This is a genomic window from Paenibacillus sp. D9 (assembly GCF_001188365.1).
GTDB lineage: Bacteria > Bacillota > Bacilli > Paenibacillales > Paenibacillaceae > Paenibacillus_O > Paenibacillus_O humicus.
The window spans coordinates 4,463,588-4,485,389 of the sequence record NZ_JZEJ01000001.1; the positions used below are offsets into that span (position 1 = coordinate 4,463,588).

Below are 21,802 nucleotides of genomic sequence, written 5' to 3' on the forward strand. Positions count from 1 at the left end.
AAAAAACGTCCGGCCTGAACGGCGGAACGATGAACTTATTCCGGAACGCGGACGGGAGGCAGGGGCCATGCGCATGCCGTTGATAAGCTGGAGGCAGAAGCTGATCGTAATGTCCCTGCTCTGTCTTGTCGTGCCGTCCGTCATCACCCTTATCCTGCTTGGGCTGTATGCGAAAAACGAGCTGAAGGCCAAAGCGGTCGAGAAGGCGGAGCAGTCGCTGGAAGTGGCCGAGCTGTATACGTCCAATATCATGCAGGATATGGTAAACGCTTTCAATTCCATCCAATACGACAGCGAGACGATAACGGATATGCGCATCGCCTGGAACAAATACAAGCAGGACGGGACGGGGAAGGTCGATTTCTTCTCGTTCCGGCATCTCTCGGAGAAGCTGGACCGGATCACCTTTTTCGGCGGAGAGACCTATGTGACCATTCTGCTGCCCAATGGCCTGTACTTCACGAATTATTCGACCTACAACAACAGCCTGAACTTCATGTACAAGGAGAAGTGGCTCGAGGAGATGGCCGCCGAGCCGGGCAACACGACTACATGGCTGGGCACGCAAAACAACTACATCCGGTCGGAAGCCGATAAATATCCCCATGTGGTCACGATCATCCGCAAGTTCCAGCTGTACAACAACGGCGTGAGCGCCTATATCATCCTGAGCAAGCCCGAAGGCCAGTTCCGGCAAATATTCGCTCGTTACGAAGGCGACCCGGTGTTGATGCTGCTGGATAAAAACGGCGTGATCGTCTCTCATACCGACCCGTCGCAGATCGGGTCCAGAGCTCCAGTGCCAGCCCCGCCGCAGGGACAGAACGGCCGCTCCGAATGGAACGGAGCCGATTATTTGACGGTAAGCCACTCGCTGCCCTTTGCCGGATGGAGCCTGCTCAGCCTCACTCCATACGAAAAAGTCACGAGCGGGATCGGCAGCGTGTTCAACCGGACGTTCGTGCTGCAGCTTGCTTTCTTCCTGCTGTTCGCCCTTTTGCTGCTCTATTTTCTCAACCAATGGACGAAGCCCGTCATCCGGCTCGCGCGGACGGCCTCCAAAGTCGAGAAAGGTTTTCTGGACGAGCGCTCGGGCGTCAGAGGACGGCATGAGGTCGGATTTCTGGGGCTTGCCTTCGACCGCATGCTGGACCGCATCTCGGACATGATCGTGCAGATCGAGGAGGAGCAGACCCGCAAGCGGATGGCCGAGCTCGAGCTTCTGCAGGCGCAGATCAACCCCCATTTCCTGTTCAATACGCTCAACTCCATCCGCATGCAGGTCATTCTGAAGGGCGAAGAGGAAATCGGGGGCATTATCGGCTCTCTGTCCACGCTGCTGCGCATGACGATCAACCGCAACAACGAGTTCATTCCGCTGCACGAAGAGGTCGCTACCGTCGGGCATTACATGCAGCTGATGAACTTCCGGCATCATGAGCAGGCGGAGCTTACCGTCAATCTGGCCTCGGACACGCTGCTGGCGTCGATTCCGCGGTTCACGCTGCAGCCGCTTGTGGAGAACGCTTACCTCCATGGCCTGCGCCAAAAGAGCGGAGAAATCGCCATTACTTCCTGGAAGCGGCAGGCGACGCTCTTTATTCAAATCCACGACGACGGCATCGGCATGGCCGAAGAGGCGCTGGAGCTGTTCCGCAGCGGCGCCCCGATGTCCGGCATCGGCCTTAGGAACGTAAAGGAGCGGCTGCAGATCATGTATGGAATCCGGTTCGAGATGGAGATGACGAGCGAGCCTGGAGCGGGCTTGAGGATCATTCTTAAAATTCCGCTGCAGAGCAGGGAGGAGCTCCTTCATGCATAAAGCCATTCTCGTGGACGACGATGTGGCGGTGCTGGCCTTTCTCAAGCAGCTCGTGCCTTGGGAGGATTTCGGCTTTGAGCTGGCGGGGACCTATACGAACGCGCTGGATGCTCTTGAAGCATGCCGAGGGGGATACCCCGACCTGATTCTGACCGATATCGGCATGCCGGAGCTCGACGGACTCAGCTTGATCCGGAGGCTGCAGTCCGAGGGGGCCAAGAGCCGGTTCGTCATTCTGTCCTGCCACGATGAATTCCACTATGCCCAGCAAGCCGTTCAGCTTGGCGTTCAGGACTACATGCTCAAGGAGTCGCTGACCCGTCAGGGCATCGCGGAAATGATCCGCAAGGCACAGGTCAAGATCGAAGAGGACAAGAGCCTGAAGATCAAGGTGGACCGGCTCAGCGTCCAGGCGAGCAAGAGCAAGGCGGCAGCCAGGGAGCAGTGGCTGAGAGAGGTGCTCTCATCGGCCTATGCGGATCCTTCGACTTTGCTGGAACAGCTCCGGGAGCATGGCCTGCCCGCCCGCCTGGGACATTTCATTCCGCTGCTGTTCCGCTCCCACCGGCATCAGGAGGCGATCCGGCGCTACCGGCAGGAGGATGCCGTCAGGTTCATCGTGGAGAACGCAGCCGAGGAGCTGCTGCGGGACGAGCCGGACATGCTGTTCATGGGGCATGCGGGAAGCGCGTTTTTCGTGCTCTACGGATACAGGAAAGACTTGGCGCGCAATCCCTACGAGCATGCCGCCTCCGCTGCGGGGAAGCTGCAGCGGGCGTTCGCCGGCGTGCTGAAGCTGGAGTATTCCGTTGCGATCGGAGAGGAAGCCTCGACGGGAGCAAGCCTCAGGCGGCAGCTGATAGAGCTGCAGGAAGCCGGAGAGCGGCTGTTTTACTCCGAAGGGCCGGTCGCGGTCAAGAAGGCCGAGCTGCAGCGGGAATGGAATCGGGAAGATCCCTTCGCCTATCATTTCCACTACGCGGAGCGCTTCGGCCGCTTGCTGCTGGAGACGAGCGACGAAGTCGGCCCGGCCGTGGAGGCGTTCATCGGCTTGGTGGCGGAACGCCGGTTCCAGCCTGCGGCCGTCAAGCAGCTGGCCTGGAAGCTTGCCCTCGACCTGCTGCTCAAGCTGCGGCTCGGCATGGCGTACGACAAGGAGAGGGTGCAGCAGGAGATCGGATGCATGACGCATGTCAGCGAGCTTAGGGAGTGGCTGGCCAGGTTTTTGGCGGAAGCCGTCGCCCAGGCCGGACGAATCGCCAGCAGCAGCAAAAAGACCGAGATCGTGGATGCGCAAAACTACGTCAGGCTGCACCTGAGCCGGAAGATTTCGCTTGAAGAGACGGCGGAATACCTGCATCTGAATCCCAGTTATTTCAGCCGCCTCTTCAAGAAAGAGACCGGAGAAAACTTCATCGAGTTCGTGAACCGGATGAAGATGGAGCGGGCGATGGCCCTCATCAGCGATTCCCGAAAATCGGTGGAAGAGGCGGCATTTTCGCTCGGATACGACAATAAGAGCTACTTCATCAAGCTGTTCAAGCAGCATCATGGAATCGCGCCCAGCCGAATCGTCTGATGGCCGTTCGCCTATGGCGAAGCTGCCGGCCGATGCCGGAGCCGGGAAGGTCATAAGGAGCCGCGGAGCGTGCTCGCCCGGCTTGCAGCTCAAGCCTGCTGCCGGCAACAGGGCGTCTGGAGGTGGCGGGGAAGCCGCCTCGTAAAAACAATACCCCAGGACCAAAGGGTCCTGGGGTATTGATCATGGTCCGTCAATTCAATCTCTTGGATAGTCCACGGACATGATATCCATGAACGGAATTTTGACCATATCCTGCGCCTGCTGGACATGAACCTTGCCCGTGCGGGAATCCATGACCACGATCTGCCCTCGCACGAACTCCTCCCGGCCCCAGACCGTCAGAACGATTTCCGAATTCTCCTGATACGCTTCGGTTATTTGGTTCCCTATTTCCTCCAGGACGAACTCATCTCTCGTGGGACGCTTGGGGACCTTTGCCTTTGCCATGTTCACAACCTCCTGTTGCCAATTGCCGTTCAAATTCCATGCGGCCAGCTTCTTATAAGGCTCATAGCCGCACCGAGAGGTACAAGCACCGTGTATCCAAACCTCGTTTAAAAGTGCAAATTCCACTTGTCGTTCCTAGGAATGATAGACGCACCCTATTTATTTATGAACACGGACCATGGATATCTTCACTAGTTTCCCAATAAACAAGGCGCCGAGTCGTTTTTTTCTATAGAGGGTTAGTATAACATACTTCAAATCAACCTGGACGGTCATCATAAAATCATACGAAATGGTTGCCAAATTGCAACCTTCCGGACGCTCCGACTCGTTTCCTTGAGTAGAAAGGGGAGGCTGACGTGAACATGCATATCCGGACGCACAGATTGGAGGAAGCGCGGTGAAACGTTCTTGCCTGCTTCTGGCGCTTGTATGTACACTGTGCGGATGTGAGAGCAGCGACGAAGGAAACACTCCTGCCGCCGTGGAAGATAGCAACGCGAAAGGTGCTATAAACACAGCAGCTCTGCCCGTCACGAAAGAACAGGGCTCGACAGATCCCCCCCGGCTTTTCCGTCGAGGTTGAAGGCGATCGGGCTGGTTCGGATTTTGAAACGGCGTATGAAATGTGCGCAAAAGCTTTGGCTGACTATTACAAGGCGATCTGGAACGGCTCGGAGATCGATTTGGATGCTTATATCGAGAACAAAAACCTTAACCATTATATGAAAAAAAAGATTGCAGCCCAGTATGATCTGTTTCTCAAGAACAATCTTGTGGATAACCTGGTGACCGATGTTGATATTGGCGTTAGTAAAGCAGAGTACGACGGAGGAGACAAGAGCTACGTCTATTTGAAATTAGATGCGCGCGTTCAAAAGGACGTGGGCAGCTATGCTGAACCTACCGAGTTTCTTGTCCATCGTTCAAATGGAAAGGCAGTTATTGCGGATTGGTATGCGAGCGGAAAGGACAGCTACGATTCCATCGTTCGCGGGGATGGTCAGACGATCGACAATCCTGATATCTGGAATGACAGCGAATGGATAGAGAAAGTAGCTCTTATAACGGATTGAGCTGCACATGCCAGATACGGTTGCGGCTCTTGTCCGATGCGGTCAGCGGCCAATCAAGGCCGAACCAGGACTTATCCACAATTGCGGATGAGTTATTATCCACAAGCTGTGGGTAACAACTCGGCAGGAACCTTTTTCCAGTTGTTCCGTCTGTAAGATTGTCCCGTTCTCAATCAATTGATTATAAAAGGATGGATGGAAAAATGAAGAAGATCATTCCCGGCCTCTTTCTTGCAGCAGCCGTGCTCGTCTCGCCGCCTGCCGCCCATGCGGCTAGCAGCCATATCAAGGTTGATGGGGCAGCTGTCGCTTCGGATGTAAAGCCTGAAATGAAGAACAATCGCACCATGGTGCCTTTGCGTGTAATCAGCGAGAATTTGGGAGCTGCGGTCGATTGGTCCCATTCGGAAGTGACGCTGACGAAGAACAAGATGAAAGTGATTCTAAAGGTCAATAGTGCGACTGCGGTAAAAAATGGCGAAGAAGTTCAGTTGGACTCCAAGCCGTACGTCAAAAACAATCGGGTTCTCGTTCCGCTGCGATTTATTGCCGAAACCTTTGGCTGCACGGTCGGTTACAGCAATTCCACGGTAACGGTCGATTCTCCGCCGCTGGTCATTAATGATATCGCAATAAAGACCCTTCAAACCGAATACCATATGACCATGGGCGGCGTCGTCGAGCAGATCAATGGAAATTCCTATATCGATTCGGTCTACAAGCTCATGGATAGCGGCAAAGGCCAGAAGGTCGATGCGCCTGCCAGCTTCGCGTGGAGGGCCAACATCGATGTGCCTGGGTCCTATTATAAAAATAAGCAATATGACTTCCTGGACAGCAAGGGAAGCAGCGTGAAGCGTTATGATGTTTATACTTTGGTCGAGGCTTTCCCGGCTGAGGATCTGAAAGGATTTGCAAAGGTCCTCATTCATGACGCCAAGAGCGACCAATGGTATTTGTTCAGCGAGACAGCAGTAAATTCCCTGGCGAAGCTGACGGACTCAGCCTCCTCGAACGGTTATTCGAAGGTAATCAGCAACACGGTTGTTTAAGCCGCGGCAGCCGACAGTGCTTGCAAACTGATCAGCACCTGACAGGCTTTGCTCCTCGGAGAGCTTGTCCTTCAGCTTAATAGGCTATCCAAAGCCGCATCTCTCCCGAAGTGGAGGGAGCGGCTTTTTTTTGGTTCTATATTATTCAATTCGAGCAGGAAGACGGCAAGAAACGATAGAGAAGCTGACGCGCTCTTCACGAAAGCCGGTTTTCAACCGATAAATACAATCTAGATTTATTGATATTTTAGTAGGCGGATGGAGGCATATGTGGATGCGGAGGGTTGCCGGCATCATCTTCCTCGTGGTGTCGCTAAGCATCTGGATACCGCTCGGCATCAGCTCGGAGCGAGGTTCGGAACCGAATCGGCTGCGGGCGGAAAAAGGCGTGCTCGATCTTGCCGGCTGGGACGGCTCCGGCCGGATCGCGCTGAACGGCGAATGGGAATTTTATTGGAATGAGCTGCTTGCGCCGGGAGAGGCCTCCCGGCAGGGAGAGCCGGCCTGGATGGAGGTGCCGGGCGCATGGAACGACAGACAGGCAAGCGGGGATGAAATGCCTGCCTACGGCGCGGCGACATACCGGCTCAGGCTTCTCCATGTGCCGGAGTCCGGCGTTTATGCAATCAAAAAGACGAATATCCGCTTTGCCAGCGAGATTTACATCAATGGAAAAAAAGTGCTGATCGACGGCGTGCCCGCTCTGAGCGAGGACGCGTATGTGCCGGGCAACTCTCCCAGGATTGCTGCTTTTGAGCTGGAGCGCGGAGAGGCGGAGATTGTCGTGCATGCATCCAATTACGACTATCTCGATTCCGGCATCCCGATGCCGATCTACTTCGGCAAGCAGGAGGCCGTCCGCGCCGCCCATGAACGCAGCCTGCTCGGAGAATCGACCATGGCCGTTGTGCTCACGGTCGTCGGCCTTATTCACCTCGTGCTGTTCGCGGCTGTGTGGCTCTACGGGCAGCGGGATTATCCTCTGCTGCTGTTCGGCCTCACCTGCTTCGGCTTGGCCGTATTCAACGGCCTGCTGGGAGAAAGGCCGCTGACCCTGCTGCTGGACGGGCTGTCCTTTCAAACGTTATATACAATCAAGGATATGAGCTCTCTAGCCGGCTTCATCGTCTCTGTCTATCTGCTTCGGCTCTTGCAGGGAGACCGCCCCAACCGATGGCTGCGGCTGTTCGTGCTGGCGCTGCTGGTCAGTCTGCTTTTGTTTCCGTTTCTGGACATCCGGGAGTACCTGTTGATTTATCAGCTCATCATTTTCGCTGAGCAGCTGCTGATGGTTTGGCTGTTCTGGAGCGCTGCGGCTCATTATGCGCGCGCAAGCCGGGCCAAGCGGTACGAGGCGCTGCTGCTGCTGCTGGCTGTGCTGCTGCTGATTCTGTACTCCATCTGCTGCTGGCTGTTCGGCTTGTCGCTGCTCAACTCGTTGCTGCTGACCCAGATCTACGTCGTTTTGTTCAGCCTGGTCGTCTTTCTGATCATTGTCTACCGCTTCTACTCGGCATTCCGCGAGATGGATCATATGCACCGCAAGCTGCTGCGGCTGGATCGCCAAAAGGACGAATTCCTCTCGTCGACGACCTATCAGCTGAGGGCGCCGCTGCAGGATATCGTCCACCTGGCCGACAGCGTAGCCAAGAGCACGGCCATCCCGCCGGGCTCCGGTCCCGCGCGCAGCCTCGAGCTGATTGCCGGTACGGGGCGCAAGCTCGGGTACCTCGTCCAGGATCTGCATGATTTCTCCCGGCTGAAGCATGAGGACATCCAGCCGGAGCTGCGCAACCTCGATTTGAGGTCCGCAGTCGAATCGGTGCTTGGGCTGCACCGGTCCCTGCTGGGACGCCGGCCGGTTCTGCTGCTGAATGGGGTAAAGGAAAATATGGCGGCAGTCTATGCGGACGAGGACCGGCTGGTGCAGATTCTTCATCGTCTGGTCGGACAAGCCGCGTTTCGGGCGGAAGAGGGCAGAATCGAGATCGATGCCGAGGAGCAGGGAGGCTTTGCAGTCGTGACGATCCGTTTCATCGGGAAAAGAAAGCCGATGCACTCGGATGAGCGATTCATCGCCGATCCTCCCCTGTCCGGCGAGGACTCCGCCGATCTGGCGCTGCTGATCTCCCGCCGGCTGATCGAGCTGCAGGGTGGCCGGGTGCTGCAGCCGGCGCCGGGAGAGGCGGAGCTGCCGTTCCGATTCGCCCTGCTGCTGGAGGCCGAGCATGGCGGCAAGCCGGCCCGGAGGGGAACGGGAGCGAAGGAGCCGGCTGCCGCCGCCCATTTCCTCCAGGCCGCCCGCGACGGCAGGCAGCGTCCGGCCGTGCTTGTGGCCGATCCCGACACCGCCAGCCTGCACGCGATTTCCCAGCTGCTGGAGCAGGAAGGGCTCCGGGTCGAGGCTGTCCATTCGGCGAAGCAGATGCGGGAGGCGCTCGGCAAGGAACGGGAGTTATGCCTCGTGCTGCTGGGCGTATCGCTCACGGACGGCAGCGGCTACGAAGCCCTTCAGGAAGCGAGGGAGCGCTTCTCGCCTTCCGAGCTTCCCGTGCTGATGCTGACCGGCCGGCGCCGGGAGGAGGACCGCAAGCTGGCCCTCGATCTCGGCGCGAACGATTACGTCGCCAAGCCCTTCGAGGCGGAGGAGCTGCTCGCCAGGGTGCGCAGCCTCGTCAAGCTGCGGCAGTCGGTCAAGGAAGCGAGGGAGCGGGAGATCGCCTTCCTGCGCTCCCAGATCAATCCGCATTTCCTGTACAACGCGCTCGGCGCCATCGCAGAGCTGTGCGTCGAAGATCCGGCGAAGGCGGAGAAGCTGACGATGGATCTATCGGGATATTTGCGCGGCAGCTTCGACTTCCGGGAGCTGGACTCCTTGTCTTCGCTCGGAGCGGAGATGAAGCTGATCGAGGCGTATGCCGAGATCGAGAAAGCCCGCTTCGGCTCCCGGCTGAAGGTAAGCCTCCGCTGCGACGCCGATCCGGGCCTGCGCTTCCCTCCTCTGCTGCTTCAGCCGCTCGTGGAGAACGCCATCCGCCACGGCCTTCTCTCCAGGGGGCGGGGCGGAGAGGTCAAGGTCACGATCTCCGAGCGGGAGGGCTTCCTGCATGCGGCGGTGGAGGATGACGGCGCCGGATTCGATGCGGAGGCGATGTATGTTCGGCTGCAGCAGCCGGAGCGCATCGGCGGAGTCGGGCTTTGGAACGTCAGCGAGCGGCTGCGGCTGCTGTACGGGGAGAAGCTGGACCTGACAAGCCGGGCGGGGCAAGGCTCGAGGCTGGCCTTCCGGGTTCCGGTCGCGGCCAGGTCCGCACGCGGTTATGACAAAGGAGGATGAGCGATGCTGCAAGCGATTATCGTGGATGACGAGGAGCTGTCGGTTCGCCGGCTGTCGCGGATTGCTGGCGAGATCGGCGGCGTGGAGATCCGCCGCAGCTTCTTCAGTCCGGCGGAAGCCTGCGAGTTCATCCGCAGCCATCCCGTCGACGTCGCCTTTCTCGACATCAACATGCCCGAGATCGACGGGATGGAGCTTGGAGCCCGGCTGAAGCAGCTGCAGCAGTCGCTTGAGGTCGTCTTCGTAACCGGCTACGACCGGTACGCGGTCGATGCCTTCGAGCAGGACGCGGCGGACTATGTCCTCAAGCCGGTCAACGCGGAGCGGCTGGCCAAGACGCTCGAACGTCTCCAGAAGCGCCTTAAGCCGTCTCGGGAGCCGCTTGCGCAGCCGAAGCTCGGCGTCCGCCTGTTCGGCGGCATCCGCTTTTTCCGCTGCGACGGTACGGGCGGCGCGGAAGCGCCGATCAAGCTGCGCAGCCCCAAGACCGAGGAGTTGTTCGTCTACCTGCTTTGCAAAGGGACCGTCAGCCGGGAGGAAGTCGCCGATACGCTGTGGCGAGGGCTCGACCCGGACAAAGCCGCCAAAAACATCAACTCCACGCTCTATTATATCCGCCGGCCGCTCGCAGACGCCGGCCTGGAATCGCTGCTGCAGGCCGGACGCTACGATATCCGCATCGACGCCTCGCAGGTGGATTGCGATCTGTACGAGTACGAACGCATCGTCCAGCGGATCCGTGCGGAGCCGTCGCCGGATCTGCTGCGCTTCGACCAGGCGGAGGCCGCGGCGCAAGGCTCGTTCCTGACCGGCAAGCTGTACGAATGGGCGGGCGAGCTGTCGCGGCGCCTAGAGCGGGAGCGGATGGAGCTGATGGAAGGGAAGGCGAGATTGCTGCTGCGGGACAGCAAGCCTCAGGCCGCCTTTCCGCTGTTACAGCGAATGATCGAGCTCGATCCGCTGCGGGAGGATATCCACGTGGAGCTGATCCGCCTCTACATCCGCCTCGGCCGCACCCATGACGCGGCCAGGCAGTACCGGGAGCTGGAGGAGAGGCTCGCCCGCGATCTCGGCGCGGCTCCTTCCCGTTCGTTCGCGTCGCTCATGAACGCCGCTCATTTTTAATTTCATCGATAAGCCAGGACTTTAGAACTAAAGTCCTGGCTTTTTTTGTGTTTTCTATCGCTTGTTTATTTTTCGTTTATTCCTTTTTCCTAGAATGGACTCGGATTGTGTCGAAATTAGAGTGGGTCTGAAGTCAGTCTTCGACAAGGGGATAAGGGGGGCACTGAGGTGCATCTGCGCAAAATTGGCAAACGAGGGTTCAAACTGCTTCTGGCGGCGAGCCTGCTCGTCGGAGCCGCGGCAGGAGGCTGGGCTGCGCCGGCCGAGGCGGCTGCGGCCGATCTGGAGGTTACACAAAAATTCGGCAACCGCATCGGCAATCTCAGCTATGAGGCTCAGAATGCGTTCGGCAATTTCTACAACAGCATGGAGCAGGGCTTCTATATGCAGCATGATCCGGACACGTCGGCGGACTGGGGCGCCGGCGATGTATTCACGGATGAATCCGGAGCGACCTACACGCTGCGCGTCGGCGAAAATCCGCTGCTCTCGGCAATGGCGCTGAGCGGCCACGCGAAGGTAAAGATCGGTTTCGCCGTGCTGCGTAAGAACTACGGCTTCTTTTCCGGGTCGGAGAGTTCCAGCATTACGGTTACGGTCAACGGACAACAGCTCATGCACTACGATACAAGCGATACAGATAAAAGCACGCAGATCTACAACAAGTCAGAGGAAACTTGGTTGACGCCAGGCGCCGTCATCAAGATCCGCATCTTCGGCCAGGACGACGACGACGGCCCGACGGGCGTGCGCGGCCTGTACATCAAGTTCGAGGACAAGGAGCGTCCCGTGTTGGAGGGCTACACGTTCACCGGCAACGGCGCTACCCGGGAGAACGAAGAGATTCATCAAACCGAGCTTTATGTGAAAAAGAACGAGTTCGTCGACCTCGCCTACAACTTCAGCGAGCCGGTCCGGCCGACCTCGGTGACGGCAAGCTTTTCCGATTATTTCCTAAGGCATCCGCTGTTCGTCAATCCCGACGGCACCGGGCTGCCGGCGGCCGGCCAGCCGCAGTACCTGCAAAACACGACGTACAGCGCGGCCAATCTCGGCACGTACCATGACAAGATCGCCTACCGGTACGCCGCTTCGGCCTATCACAACAGCGGCAACCTGCCGCTGGAGCCGAAGGTCGACGGAAGCACGCTGAACGCCGCTCCGATGGATCTGTCGCTCAAGGAGAAGCTGGAGCAGGCCGTGCTGGCGGACGCCGCGGGCAACGTCGCAACGATGCGCTTCCCGAACAAGGCCAGCGCGGCCAGCCTGCCGAAGGTGCAAGGGCATACGCTGGATCCGTTCGACTACAAGGCCGGCGGCTACCGGGTCATCGTGGATGCGGTCCGGCCGAAGTACAGCAAGTCCGGCAACGGCATCCAGCCGGAGATTCTCACCGGCACGACGCTGAACAAAGGCGACGTCATCGACTTCAGCGTGCAGCTCACGGAGCCGGGCATCGTGAACCGGATCTGGGAAGGCCAGGAGGCGGGCACGTACCTGCTGTTCAACAACGGCATGAAGGCCTACTACGTCTCCGGCTACAGCAAGAGCGTCTGGAAATTCCGCGCCGTCATCGGCGACTCCGTCGATCTGGAGACGCCGCTGCTGAAGGTGATCGCGCTGTCCCACGACAACAAGACGCCGTCTCTGTCCGACCTGTCGGTCATCCAGGACTATGCAGGCAATCTGCTCATCCAGCCGGCGAACTACGACGGCGTGTTCGAGAATGCGCCGATGGACGTGGAGCCGTCGCTCGTGAACTCCAAGATCGACTGGGCGAACCTGTTCATCGACAACACGAAGCCGCTTATCGGCTACCGCTACGAGGCGGGAGGCGCGACGGGCACGGCCTATGCCAAGGAGGGCAAGGTGACGATCGACGCCAACGATCCGTCCCTGCTCGTGCCGGCGCTCGATCCGGTCGTCCAAGACCGGGGAGCGGAGCGTCCGAGCCGCGGCATCTACCGCCCGAGCAATATGACGGGAGAGGCGGCGCCGTCGATCGGCCTCGTGTATTATGCCTGGAGCCAGTCCCCGGCCGATCCGCTGGCGGGCAAGGAGGCCGACCACTATGCGGCCGTGAAGCGCTATTCCCTCTCGGCGAAGCAGCCGTCGGAGGAACTGTATCCGGAGATGACCGGGCTTAAGCTCTCGGCTGCCAACAACAAGACGAACGTCATCTCCCCGCCTCCCGAGGCGCTGCTGCCCGAAAACAGCGGCAAATGGTACCTCCATACGTGGACGGCGGACATGACCTGGGATACCGCGCGCGAGCTGATGCAATACGAAAAGATGAAGGACTATGTCCTCAAGCATGCCGAGCAGTATGAGGCCTGGAAGGCGGAGGCGCCCGGCTCGGAGGCGGACAAAACCTTCTACGCCGACAACAAGGCGCTGGCGGCCGTCGGCCAGTACGGCGACAGCAACGAATGGAAGCTGGAAGACTTCAAAAACGACGATTCCAACTGGACGCATGAGGTCGGCGTGCTGCGCCTCGACAACCTGCAGCCGCAGCTGAAGCCGGCTGTCGTCTCCGCCGACGGCACGGCGGACGTGACCGTGCAGGCGCTCGTGGAGGAGCCGCACAGCGGCATCCGCAGCATCGGCTACCAATGGGTCAAGGACGGCTTCCAGCCGCAGGAGCTGGAGTGGAAGCCGGCAGCGACGGTGGCCGGCGCGGTATACGGAGACGAGGCGCCGTCCTACACGGTGACGCAGTCGACCTATACCGACGTGTTCGAGGACGGAGCGTACTGGCTCTACCTCAAGGCCGAGGATCAGGCCGGCAACCTCATCGTCGGCACGCCGCAGAGCGCGCCGGTCACCGTCAGCTCGGAGCAGGCGCTGCCGACGCGGTTCCTGCCGGAGCCGAACGCGGCCTATACGCGCAGCTCCGAGGTGAGGTTCTGGATCGGCCAAGCGGTGCCGGACTACGTCGGCTACGCCTGGTCGGACAGCCCGCTGCGGCCGTCCGACGACGGCTTCGCGGCGCTGGCACCGGAAGCCGCGGCCGAGGAGGGCTGGACGGGGTACACGATTCCGGACGAGGAGATTAGCGGCGTCCGCTACGCGCATGTGAAGGCGGTGATTGGGGACCGCACGCAGTATTACTCCAGGGCGTACTATTTCGACAATGAACCGCCGCAGATCGGCTTCGGCCTGGAAAGCCTGAGCTACCCGCTGCCGAAGCAGAGCGTGCTCGTGACGCTTGCCGAGCTGTACAGCAAGAGCGGCCTGACCGCCTCGTACCAGTGGGTGCGGGAGGGAGATCCGGAGCCTTCGGTGAGCTCCGGAGGCTGGGTGCCTCTTGGGAACAGCCGCGTCGCGGAGCTGGAGGGGACAAAAGTCCTCGCTGACGGCGAGACGGCGGACTTCCGCCTGTATGTGAAGGCGACCGATGGAGCGGGCAATACGGCCCTCGCGGCCACATCGGGCACGTTCAAGCTGACAGGTCCGGTCAAGGATTCTCCGGCCGCGCCGGGAACGTCGGCGCTTGTCCGGCTGACCGGCGACGAGGAGGACGGTTATACCGCCATCGTCAAGCTGGGGCTGCAGACCGACAACCCTTCCGGCTATGAGTATTCCGTATCCCCGGACGGCGGCGAAAGCTGGCAGAAATGGCGTCCATATACGACGTTCGTCAGCCTGAAGGTGCCTTCGGGCGATGCTTCCGCGCTGCAGGTGCAGGTCAAGTACCGCTCGCCGAGCGGAAAGATCGGCGCCGTCTATCCGGTCGATGCCAAGGGCTTCGATCCCGATGCCGAGCCGGTCTATGCCGTAGCGGCGATGTCCGGGCTGACGCCGGTGAACGGAGCTGACGGAGCGACGTTTGAGATCGCTCCGCCGCCTGGCATCCGGATCGCCATTTCCAAGCTCAACCCTCATCAGCCGACGCGCTCGGGCAACCGGTTCAACGTCAAGCAGAACGGCTTCTACACGTTCGAGCTGACCGACCTCAACGACGCGAAGCGCAAGGAGACGCTCGTCGTCGTCGTGAACAACGTCGACGATGTGAAGCCGGAGGGCATCATCCAATATTCCGTGAGCAACAACATCAAGACGAACGGCCATGTGACGGCGATGCTGACCGGCCTGGAGCCGATCATCGTGACGAACAACGGCGGCAAGAGCATCTACACGTTCACGGAGAACGGCGCTTTCGAATTCGAGTTCAAGGATGCGGCCGGCAACACGGGCAAGGCGACGGCGGTCGTGTCGAACATCGACCGCGATCCGCCGCGCGTGCAGATCGTGCGCTCCTACGCCTACGGCAAGGACGGCAGCCAGAGCTTCGGCACTCTCCGCGATTCCGGCGGACGCGTCGTGCTCTCCTCGGGCGTGACGCTGTCGGTCGTCAAGGCGGACAGCCAGGCGCGCGACTTCGTCGTGCACAGCCAGAACAACGGCGTCGCCGTGACGAATAACGGGACCGTATCGTTCACGATCGGCGACGCGCTCGGCAATACGATGATTCTCAAGGAGCAGGTGGACGGCATCGTCAGCGAAGGTCCGCAGCCGGAGCGCGTCTCCTACGCCTTCGTCGACAGCCAGGGAGCCGAGCTGCCGGCAAGCCGCATCGTCACGATCGGCGGCAAGAAGTACGCCGCCGGCAGGATGAAGGTGACGCTCAGCGGCAAGGTCGCGGCGCCGAACGCCGTCTTCTCCGGCCTGAGGCCGATCGGGACGCCGGGCGCCTACAGCAATCAGGTGAGCGACGCCAGCGGAGCCTATGCGTATTCCCGCATCTTTGAAAGCAACGGCTCATCGGCGCTGTCGATCTCCGATGCGCTGGGCAACGCTACGCAAATTCCGGTGACGGTGGCAGGGCTGGACAATGCCGCTCCGACGATCCAGCTGAAGCAGCAGACGGCCGGCGTCGTGCAGAACAAGGCCGGCTTCAACGCCGCGGCCGATCTCGGCGGCTACACCGTCTCCGACAACTTGTCGGCGGCGGACAAGATCAAGGTCGAGATCAGCGGGCTCGACCTGAGCAGGCTCGGTCGCCAGCGCGTCGCCTATACGGCGTCCGACGAGGTCGGCAACCGCACGGTCGCCTACCAGGACGTCGTCGTCGTCAAGAACGGCGGCCTGCTCATCTTCGGCAACGGCACGCTCCTCTCGGCTTCTTCCGGCGAGCAGGCGCTGTTCGATACGAACCGCATCACGTTCCGCGTGAGCGGCTACAACGCGATGAAGGTCGGCGGCAAGGAGACGGTCAACGAAGCCGGCACGTTCGAGCTGCTGTACCAGCCGGGCCTGTACCGCGAGGGCCAGATGAAGTCGATCGCGTCCAAGCTGACGTACGAGCAGCTGGCTGGCGGAGGCTTCACGGTCACCTTCCCGAAAGCGGGCTGGTACACGATCATCGTGCGCACGCAGGAGCGGGACCGCGAATACGCGAGCTTCTTTGTCGGATCGGTCAAGTAGAGTCATGAACGAAGGAACTGGGGGATGCTGGGTGAGGCTGCTCAAACGCGCAATTTCGTCGCTGCTGGCATTCGTGCTGGTGTTTCCTGCCCTGTTCGAGAGCGGCCACGCGGTGGCCGCCGAGCTCGGCAAGAGCCGCACGACGACGATTCAGAATGAATTTATCAAGGTGACCGTCGACAACGAGACGGGACGCTACGGCATCCGTACGGTGGAAGGCCAGCCGATCCGCAAGCAGGATCAGAACGTGAGCCTGATTTTCCGCGGGGACGATCCGGAGACGTCGTTCACGACGTTCCGCATCGACGGCACGGACTATATTTTCGGCAACAAGTACAAGTTCGGCCGCGAGGAGTCGCGCACGACCGAGCCGGTGCTCGTCGAGAAGCCGAACGGCACGAAGCAGCTGGAGATGACCTGGACGCTCAAAGGCGTGCAGATCAAGCAGATCCTGCTGCTGTATACGGACAGCAAGGACAAGGCGAACTCGGGCAACGTGAACATCCGCTACGAGGTCGTCAACGGCAGCGGCGCGAAGGTCGAGGTCGGCAGCCGCATCCTGCTCGACACGATGGCCGGCGGCAACGACGGCCCGGCGTTCCAGGTCGGCACGGCGTACAAGGCGCCGCTGTCGGTGGAGCGCAGGCTCACCCACGAGCCGGAAAAGCTGGGCATTCCCGAGGAGGACCGCCCGCTCTATAAGCTTCCGGCCTACTGGGTCATGCGCGACAAGCTCGACCTGGAAAATCCGCAGGCGACGAACGTCGTCGCCTACGGCTTCAACAATATGGCCGAGCAGAACATCAACATCGTCGACGAGATGGTCGTCGGCCACTGGAACGGGCTCGCGAACACGAAGTGGGACTATACGGTCCACCCGAACCTGGACTTCACGCGCGACACGAACGACTACGGCAGCGCCGACTCCGCCGTGGCGTTCTACTGGAACCCGGACGCGATCGAGCCGGGACGCATGCAGAGCTTCGAGACGGTGTACGGCCTCGGCGAGATCGTCTCGCCGGACAAGGTGTTCTCGATCCGCTACGTCGATCCGGTGCAGCAGCTCGCGACGCTGGCCGACGGCAGCGCCTACCGGGACGAGGGCATCTTCGACATCACGGCCGAGATCGAGAATCTGCCGGCGTTCAACATGGAGCATTCGCGCATTGAGCTCGAGATGACGCTCCAGAGCGGGCTAAGCTTCGTGCAGCTCGACGAGCGGGGCAACATCCGGCGGGACGCCTCCGGCAAGCCGCTCGTGGACAATGTGAGCAGCAAGAAGCTGGAATACCGCAAGGAAGCGACGCCGGAGGAAGCCCGGCAGGGCATCCAGCCGAAGTACAAGCCGGGCGACACAGTGACGGCTTCCTTCAAGGTCATGGCCAAAGGAAAGCCGTGGCCGACGACGCGCCAGTACATGCTGACGGCGCGCAGCCCGGAGACGCGCAGCAAGCTGGAGGGCGTAAAGGACGAGGGCATCCAGGCCCAGTACGAGTCCGTCAAGTCCAACTTCATTCTGCTGCCGCCGGTAGGCGAGGCGACGCCGACGTATGTATACGGCGTCTCGCCGAAGGAGCTTTACAGCACGGACGTCAAGTACATGACGGTCAACCTTTCGAATATCGAAGCGTACACGACGGGCGGCGAAGGGACGGAGCCGAACTTCGACCTGTATCTGATCGAAAAGGCGACCGGCGACCGCTACCGGGTGCCGGTGAAGGATTCGGTGCTGCTGCAGCCGACCGACGACGGCCTCACGGGAGACATGCGCATCACCTACCGGGGCGGCGACAAGGTCGACGAGACGGGCAAGGTGCTTGAGGAGGGACTCGGACCGGAGCTGCCGCTCGGCGAATACGAAATCGCGATCGATTACAAGGCGGCCGCCGGAGACGATCCGGAGATCGCGTCGATGTACGACATTACGGCCGGCGAGACGATCCTCGTCACCGACAACGACGAATCCCGCATCCGCGAGGCCGGCATCCTGGCGCTGTACAAGGAAGTCGTCGATCTGAGCGGCCTCGACAACGGCGCGACGGTCGGCGCGGAGCGGCTCGAGCAGCTGAACAGCCTGTTCCCCGGCAATCCGTTCAAGGAAGGCAGCTTCCTGTACGCCGCGGCGACGAGCTACAAAAAGACGCGCGCGCTCATCGGAGCCGCCAGCAAGGCGGTCGATCCCGAATTCGATCTGAGCGGGTTCGCCGACGAATCGGCACTGGCGGAGACGCCGCTCTACAACTACCGCATCTTCGAGAGCGAGGAGGATCTGGAGGCGTTCGAGGAGGAGGCGGAGGAAGCGGACATCGACCGCGAGGCGCTCGTCGTCGTGCGCGGCATGGTGAAGCAGGTCGGCACCGGGGACGATCAGCAGATCATCGTCGATACGAAGACCGAGCCTGCCATCATCAACGATTCGGTCGCGTACAGCGGCAAGGACCTCGTCATCGTGCGCGGCAAGCTCGACATCTTCGGCATGAAGCAGCCGGAGGGGCTGCCGCTGCTCGATACGATGTTCGTCAAGGGCGACGGCACGCTGAGCGTGGCCAGCAGCGGCTTCATTTTCCACAAGGGCGAATGGACCCTCGACTTCTTCAACGGCTTCGACAAGACGCTCGGCGGGGACGGCTACGGCATCCCGCGCGCCGGCAGCGGCGAGGACGAAGACGAGGAAGAGGAGAGCAAGGACGCCAACAAGCAGTCGGCGACCAACCCGGAGGACGACAGCCAGAATGGAAGCCTCAAGTGGGCGGTCGGCGGCGTCGGCGACCGGCTCAATCCGCTCCGGCAGATTATGCTGGAGAATGTGTATTTCAACAAGCACTCGCTGTTCAGCGCGCCGAGCTTCTCCATCGACGGCTTCGGCCTGTCGCTGAACGACTTCATTCTCCGCGAGGGCGGCATCTCGTTCGGCGGCTCCGTGTCGCTGAAGGTCGTGAACGCGGAGATCAACAACGTCATCTACAACAGCAAAGGGTTTGTCGGCATCGACGCCAAGCTCGGCTTCGACCTCAATGAAAGCCTCGGCCTGTTCGGGCCGAAGGAGGACAAGAAGGCGGACAGCGAAGGTCCGAAAAAGCCGAGCGGCAGCATCAGCGTCACCCACTACGTGCAGAAGGTAGAGGGGATCAACAACCAGTACGGACTCGAGTTCGAGGCGCAGCTGAAAAACATGGCCGAGGTCTCGATCGAATTCTCGCTCAAGCAGGTCGACGACGGGCGCATCCTGCCGGATGTAATCGCCTTCGGCACGCAGTTGAAGAGCCCGGGCGTGCTCATCACCGGCGCCACCTACCTGACCGCCGTGCGCGGCGCGGTGCGGGAGCTGGCGGATACGATCGCCGGCGGCACCAAGGAGGATCCGTTCCCGCTGACGATCGAGGCGGGCGTCGGCATCCGCTTCGGCATGGCGCCGGCCTACTTCTTCGGCGACATCGACATGACGCTCAAGCGGACCGGCATCAAGATCGAGGGGCGGATGAAATACTCGCCCGATGCCAATGCGGAGGAGGACGACCGCATCCCGATGCTGACGCAGGCGCTGCTGGAAGCCCAGTGGGTGACGCCGTGGTTCGTCCGGGTGCAGGCCGAAATCGACATCGGCGGCTGGGACATCATCGTCGGCAAGGCCGGCATCTTCGTCGGCCAGAACCTGGAGAAGAACCGCACCGACTTCGAAGGCTACATCGGCTCCAAGGTGCAGATTCCGGGCTCGGTGCCGGTCGTCGGCGGCATGCCGCTCTCGAGCGTCTTCCTCGGCGTCAACAACGACAAGCTGTGGGGCAGCGTCGGCATCCTGTTCATCTCCCTTGGCATCACGTATTACTGGGGAGGCGGAGTGGAATTCGGCACGTCTAGCGACCAGCTGCCGGAGGGACTGGCCCATCTGGTCATCCAGGATCCGGAGCGCGGACCGCGCCTGCTCGTCATCGGCACGGGCGTAGAAAAGGTGGCCGACTCCCGCATCGCATCCGAGCAGGAATCGCAGGCGATCGAATACCGCGAGATCGGGAACGGCGCCAAAATCGTCGACAACGGCGACATGACGCTCGGCGTCGGCGGCATCACGGTCAAAAATGGCGGCCGCGTGCATGAGATTCCGATGAGCGGAGTCAGCGGCAATGCCATCATCGAGATGGAATACGACAGCAAGGACATGCCGGCATTTACGCTCAAGGACGGCAGCGGCAAGCTGTATCCGGTGAAATTCGACAATACGAACACGGACAAGACGGCGAACGCGTTCACGCAGACCGTGCCGGCGAAGCAGTCGCCGACGGGCGTGGACATGCGCAAGGCATACGTCATCGTGCCGGCGGACAAAGCCGCCGCAGGCGGCAAATGGACGCTGACGGCGCAGGCGCCGGTCGAGACGAAGCTGCTGAACGTGCCGACGGCGCCGCAGCTGAGCGAGGTCGGCCTGACGCCGAATCCGGCGGATGCCAACAAGTTCAGCGCGACCTGGAAGGTCGACAATGCGAAGCCGGGCGATACGGTCAGCCTCTATCTGGCCAGCGACGCGGTGACGGGCAAGATGGAGAAGCTGTCGACCGGCGAGCTCGTCCAGCAGACCGGCGACGCCGGACTGCTAATCGCCAAGGATCTGCCGGCCGCGGCGGGCAGCGCGGCGATCGACGTCACCCGCATCCCGCTGGCGGGAGGCACGGAGGATATCCGCGGCCTCTTGCGCCAGGGCAGCTATTATGTGCGGGCGGAGCTCCATTCGGAGAACGCCTTCGGCACGAAAACGTCGGCGCAGCGCTTCGAGCTCAAGGACCCGATGGCTCCGGCCAAGGTCGAGGGCGTGAGCGTGAAGCCGGCCGGCAACGGCTACTTCCATCTGTCGTTCAAGCCCGGCGCGGTCAAATCCGGCCAGCAGGCCTATGAACGCAGCTACGTCATCGAGGCGCTGCAGGAGCAGGACAAGGCGATGAAGAGCTACGAGCCGTTCGGCACCGTGCTGATGACGGAGGAGGAGCTGAAGCCGTATTGGAACGCCTCCTCCGGACGTTACGAGGGCATTCCGATCGGGGGCTGGGCCGCCGTATCGACATCGGACACGATCAACACCTCCAGTCTCGATGGCACGGCGGTTCCGGCCGGCGAAGCGAGCCATGCCGGACTGGAGACGGGCAAGGTCTACACGATCGGCGTGAGCGCCTCCGCCGTGCCGACTGCGGTGGATGACAAGAACCGCAATCCGCATTATGCGGACCGCGCCGACTCGGCTGCGACGCTGCTGCCTGTCGCGCAGAAGCCGCAGCTCACGCTCGGCGGCGGACCGGCCAAGCCGGACGGCAAGAAGTTCTGGGAAATGCTCACGAGCCGCACGGAGCAGAATCTGACGCTCCTCTCCACCCAGCCCAACGTCGAAGTGGAGGCCTATGTCGGGGAGGAGCTGCTCGGCAAGGCGGACATGCGCACCGAGGGCGGCGGAAGCCGCGGCACGCTGAAGCTGGACCGCTTCGCGACGGACGGCAAGTTCGCGGTGGAGCTGAGAGCCCGCAACACGGCGACCGGAGACGTCTCGGTCACGATGCTGTACCTGACGGTCGACACGATCGCGCCGGTGCTGTACATCGACGAGCCGGCGACCGGAGCCCGAACCAAATCGGGCCGCATCCGCGTCTCCGGAACGACGACCGTCGGCGACGTCCTCACGGTCGCCGGACAGCCGGTCAAGGTCGGAGAGGACGGGCGATTCAGCGGCGAGGTGCTGCTGCCTGAAGACGCAGGCGCCGCAGCCGAGCTGAAGTTCGTGGCCCGCGACGCGGCCGGCAACGAGAACTCGGCGGTCGTGAACGTCACGAACGACGGCTTCCGGGCGCCGAGCGCGATCCTGCTGAAGCCGATTCCGAAGCTGCAGCCTGGCGAGAGCGTGAAGCTGCAGGCGGTGCTGAAGGTGGCGGACGGCAAGGACGGCAGCGGCAAGCC

General features: G+C 61.1%; 9 protein-coding genes. 8 read left to right on the forward strand and 1 reads right to left on the reverse strand.

Annotated features, from left to right (window positions below):
- Positions 1-67 precede the first annotated feature (67 nt).
- On the forward strand, positions 68-1,822 hold the full coding sequence (locus tag VE23_RS20120; protein ID WP_049868887.1) for a cache domain-containing sensor histidine kinase: 1,755 nt from the start codon (positions 68-70) through the stop codon (positions 1,820-1,822).
- Positions 1,815-3,401 carry a helix-turn-helix domain-containing protein gene (locus VE23_RS20125; RefSeq protein WP_049868888.1) on the forward strand — a complete coding sequence of 529 codons (1,587 nt, stop codon included), beginning with the start codon at positions 1,815-1,817 and terminating at the stop codon, positions 3,399-3,401. Before VE23_RS20120 ends, VE23_RS20125 begins: the two co-directional genes overlap by 8 nt.
- A gap of 198 nt (positions 3,402-3,599) precedes the next feature.
- Here VE23_RS20125 and VE23_RS20130 read toward each other — a convergent pair whose 3' ends face one another.
- Positions 3,600-3,851 carry a YolD-like family protein gene (locus tag VE23_RS20130; protein WP_049868889.1) on the reverse strand — a complete coding sequence of 84 codons (252 nt, stop codon included), beginning with the start codon at positions 3,849-3,851 and terminating at the stop codon, positions 3,600-3,602.
- Positions 3,852-4,492: 641 nt separating this feature from the next.
- Here VE23_RS20130 and VE23_RS20135 point away from each other — a divergent pair.
- The 6 genes from VE23_RS20135 to VE23_RS20160 all read left to right on the forward strand — a co-directional run.
- Positions 4,493-4,927 carry a hypothetical protein gene (locus tag VE23_RS20135; RefSeq protein WP_127508569.1) on the forward strand — a complete coding sequence of 145 codons (435 nt, stop codon included), beginning with the start codon at positions 4,493-4,495 and terminating at the stop codon, positions 4,925-4,927.
- Between the two features lie 203 nt (positions 4,928-5,130).
- Positions 5,131-5,979, forward strand: coding sequence for a copper amine oxidase N-terminal domain-containing protein (locus VE23_RS20140; protein ID WP_049868892.1), 849 nt, complete (start codon positions 5,131-5,133; stop codon positions 5,977-5,979).
- Between the two features lie 274 nt (positions 5,980-6,253).
- The gene (locus VE23_RS20145; RefSeq protein ID WP_049868894.1) at positions 6,254-9,316 is read left to right on the forward strand and encodes a hybrid sensor histidine kinase/response regulator; all 3,063 of its coding nucleotides are present in this window, start codon (positions 6,254-6,256) and stop codon (positions 9,314-9,316) included.
- 3 nt (positions 9,317-9,319) lie between these two features.
- Complete coding sequence (locus VE23_RS20150; protein ID WP_048747025.1) at positions 9,320-10,441, forward strand: response regulator; 1,122 nt, start codon at positions 9,320-9,322, stop codon at positions 10,439-10,441.
- A 168-nt stretch (positions 10,442-10,609) separates the two neighbouring features.
- Positions 10,610-15,868: a hypothetical protein gene (locus VE23_RS20155; protein ID WP_049868895.1), complete on the forward strand. Its 5,259-nt coding sequence runs from the start codon at positions 10,610-10,612 to the stop codon at positions 15,866-15,868.
- Positions 15,869-15,899: 31 nt separating this feature from the next.
- The coding region (locus VE23_RS20160) for a hypothetical protein (protein WP_198156193.1) at positions 15,900-21,802 on the forward strand (5,903 nt) is incomplete at its 3' end.